This window comes from Paraburkholderia sp. (assembly GCF_034668105.1).
Taxonomy (GTDB): domain Bacteria; phylum Pseudomonadota; class Gammaproteobacteria; order Burkholderiales; family Burkholderiaceae; genus Paraburkholderia.
On record NZ_JAXDPY010000027.1, the window covers coordinates 1 to 3196 of the forward strand.

Annotated in this window: 4 protein-coding genes; all 4 read left to right on the plus strand. The window is 62.9% G+C overall.

What is annotated here, in order from left to right; all coding sequences use genetic code 11:
* On the plus strand, window positions 1-572 hold a 572-nt coding region (locus tag QOC89_RS01405), incomplete at its 5' end, for an adenine phosphoribosyltransferase (RefSeq protein ID WP_416340323.1).
* Between the two features lie 45 nt (window positions 573-617).
* Complete coding sequence (locus QOC89_RS01410; protein ID WP_028199098.1) at window positions 618-1232, plus strand: LysE family translocator; 615 nt, start codon at window positions 618-620, stop codon at window positions 1230-1232.
* Window positions 1233-1321: 89 nt separating this feature from the next.
* Window positions 1322-2197: an NUDIX hydrolase gene (locus QOC89_RS01415; RefSeq protein WP_323043383.1), complete on the plus strand. Its 876-nt coding sequence runs from the start codon at window positions 1322-1324 to the stop codon at window positions 2195-2197.
* Window positions 2198-2388: 191 nt separating this feature from the next.
* Window positions 2389-3196 (plus strand): formyltetrahydrofolate deformylase (gene purU, locus QOC89_RS01420; RefSeq protein ID WP_323043384.1); only part of this gene is annotated, 808 nt, incomplete at its 3' end.

The window sequence follows — 3196 nt, forward strand, 5'->3', positions numbered from 1 at the left end:
ACACCAGGTCCACCGCGCTCGCGCGCCCGCCGCTCGATGCGGCCGACTACATCAAAAGCCACATCCGCACGGTGCCCGACTGGCCGCAGCCAGGCGTGCAGTTTCGCGACATCACGCCGCTCCTGCAGGAGCCGAAGTCACTGCGCGTGCTGATCGATCTGTTCGTGCAACGCTATATCGACGCGAAGCTCGACTACGTCGCGGGGCTGGACGCGCGTGGTTTCATCATCGGACCGATTCTGGCGTACGAGCTGAACCTCGGTTTCATTCCGATCCGCAAGCAGGGCAAGCTGCCGTACAAGCGGGTCGCGCAATCCTATGAGCTCGAATACGGCACCGCGACCGTCGAAATTCACGAGGACGCCTGCAAGCCGGGCGACCGCGTTGTGATCATCGACGACCTGATCGCCACCGGCGGCACGATGATGGCCGGCAAGATTCTGCTCGAGCGGCTCGGCGCGGTTGTGGTTGAAGGGGCGGCGATTATCGATCTGCCTGAACTCGGCGGCTCGAAGCTGCTGCGCGACGGCGGCCTGCCGCTCTATACGGTGACCGAATTCGGCGGTCATTGATCGCTGGATACGAACGTCTTCCTGCTTCGAAAGAAGGTAAGAACGATGCCCAACTTCCTGTTGTTCCTCGCGACCTCGATCGCCATCACCATGGCGCCCGGCCCCGACAATCTGCAGGTGCTGGCGCGCGGTATTTCGCAAGGCCGTGCGGCCGGTCTCGTCGCCGCGCTCGGATTTGCCGCCGGCATCACCTTTCACACCACGTTGGCTGCGCTTGGCGTGGCCGCCTTGCTGCGTTCGTCGCCGGTTGCGTTCGAAGTGATCAAGCTGGCCGGTGCCGCGTATCTGATCTGGATCGGCATCAAGGCGCTGCGCAGCCAGGGGCTCGCCACGGCGCACGAGCGCGCACCGCAACCGTTGATGGCGGTGTTTCGTCAGAGTGTGCTCGGCAATCTGTTGAATCCGAAGGTGACGCTGTTCTTCGTCGTGTTCCTGCCGCAATTCGTGCAACCGCACGGCACGCAAAGCGTCACGGTGCAGATGCTCGAACTCGGCGTGTTGTTCATGTTGCAAACCGTGGTGGTGTTCTCGCTGTTCGGCGTGTGCGCGGGAATGATCGGCGGCTGGCTGAAGCGCCGGCCGCGCGTGGGCGTGTGGCTCGACCGGCTCGCCGGCGCGACGTTCATCGCGATCGGGATTCGGGTTGCGTTGCGTGATTGAGCGAGACGGCTGATGTGGTTGACACGGCGACAGCAAACAACACAGCTAACAACGATTTAGCGCGACCGAAGAACAGTTTGGAGCTTTACATGACTTTGCCTTGCATTACCGCCGCGCGGCGCTTCGACGTCCACGCGCATCTGCCGTTCTGGATCGACGCCGAACAGGTCGGCTGGATTCGCTCGACCGATGTACCGTTGCTGACGCGCTGGCCCGATGTGTTCGAGATCGACGGCACGCGGGTGACGCTCGCGCCTTCGTTCAATACGATCGATCTGCGCAGCGCGGCGCTCGGGTCCGTGATCGGTGCGCTTGCCGCCGAAGGCCGCATTCCCGGCTGGCGCAACGAGACCTACGCGATCCGTAATGCCTTCGACGCGCCGCCGCTCGCCTACATTGAACGCGCGGCGTCGCGCTTCTTCGGCACGATGACCTACGCGGTGCATCTGAACGGCGTCGTAGAATACGCGGATAGCGCGTCACGGGAGGCCGCCCCGCGGATGGCCCCGCAACTATGGATCGCGCGCCGCAGCGACACCAAGGCGACCGACCCGGGTATGCTCGACAATGTCGTGGCAGGCGGGATCGGCTGGGGCTTCGGCATCGAGGCAACGATCATCAAGGAGTGCTGGGAAGAAGCCGGCATTCCCGAGGAGATCGCCGCGCGCGCGGTGGCTGGCCGCACTGCGCATGTGCTGCAATCGCTGCCGGAAGGCACGCAGGCCGAGCAGATTTTTATTTACGATCTCGCGCTGCCGGCCGATTTCGCGCCGCGCAATCAGGACGGCGAAGTGGGCGAACACCGGCTCGCGCGCATCGACGACGTGGCGCGCTGGATCGAGGAAGGCGCGATGACCGTGGATGCGAGTCTGGCTACGCTGGATTGCCTGCTGCGCCGTCGCTGGATCGATGAGGACGCGTGTGCGGGCATCGAGGCGCTGTTCGTGCCGCCGGTGCTTGCTTAGGCGCACAGGCGCTAGTGGCTCGCTAGCTGGCGCATAAGCGCAAAAGCGCAAAAGCGCAAAAGCGCAAAAGCGTTAATGACGCGCGAGCAGGCGCTCCGCGACAAAAAACTCGAGTCACGCATGCAGCACGCTGCATCGAACCAAGACACACCGAACAAACCACGCATTGAAGAAAGGGAGTCACCCAGGTCATGTCGACCGATCACAGCTTTATCCTCAAACTGTCGTGCGCCGACCGGCCCGGCATCGTCCATGCGGTTTCGGGCTTTCTGTTCGAGCGTGGCAGCAATATTCTCGACTCCGCGCAGTTCGGCGACAGCCGCACCGGCGAGTTCTTCATGCGCGTGCATTTCCAGCAGGTGGGCGGCGATCCAGGCCTGGAGGCGTTGCGCAAGTCGTTCACAACGCTCGCCGAACAGTTCGGCATGCGCTGGGAATTGCATGATGCGTCCGTGAAGCCGCGCGTCATCATCATGGTGTCGAAGATCGGCCATTGCCTGAACGACCTGCTGTTCCGCTATCGCACCGGTCAACTGGCGATTGAGATTCCGGCGATCATCTCGAACCACAAAGCGTTTTATCAGCTAGCCGCCAGCTACGACATTCCGTTCCATCATTTTCCGCTGATGGGCGGCACGCCCGACGCGAAGGCCGCGCAGGAAGCACGTGTGCTAGAAGTGATCGACGAACATCAAGCGGATCTGGTGGTACTCGCGCGCTACATGCAGATTCTGTCGCCGCAGTTGTGCGAATCGCTCGCCGGCCGCGCGATCAATATTCATCACTCGTTCCTGCCGAGCTTCAAGGGCGCGAAGCCGTATTACCAGGCGTTCGACCGCGGCGTGAAGCTGATCGGCGCCACCGCGCACTACGTGACGACGGATCTCGACGAAGGTCCGATCATCGAGCAGGAAGTGGAGCGCGTCGATCACAGCATGACGCCGGAGCAACTGACGGCGATCGGCCGTGACGTCGAATGTGTGACGCTCGCCCGCGCGG

Excerpts from the sequence above, each read along its gene's own strand:
- QOC89_RS01410 (WP_028199098.1), top strand. The coding sequence starts at position 618 with ATGCCCAACTTCCTGTTGTTCCTCGCGACCTCGATCGCCATCACCATG.
- QOC89_RS01415 (WP_323043383.1), top strand. The coding sequence starts at position 1,322 with ATGACTTTGCCTTGCATTACCGCCGCGCGGCGCTTCGACGTCCACGCG.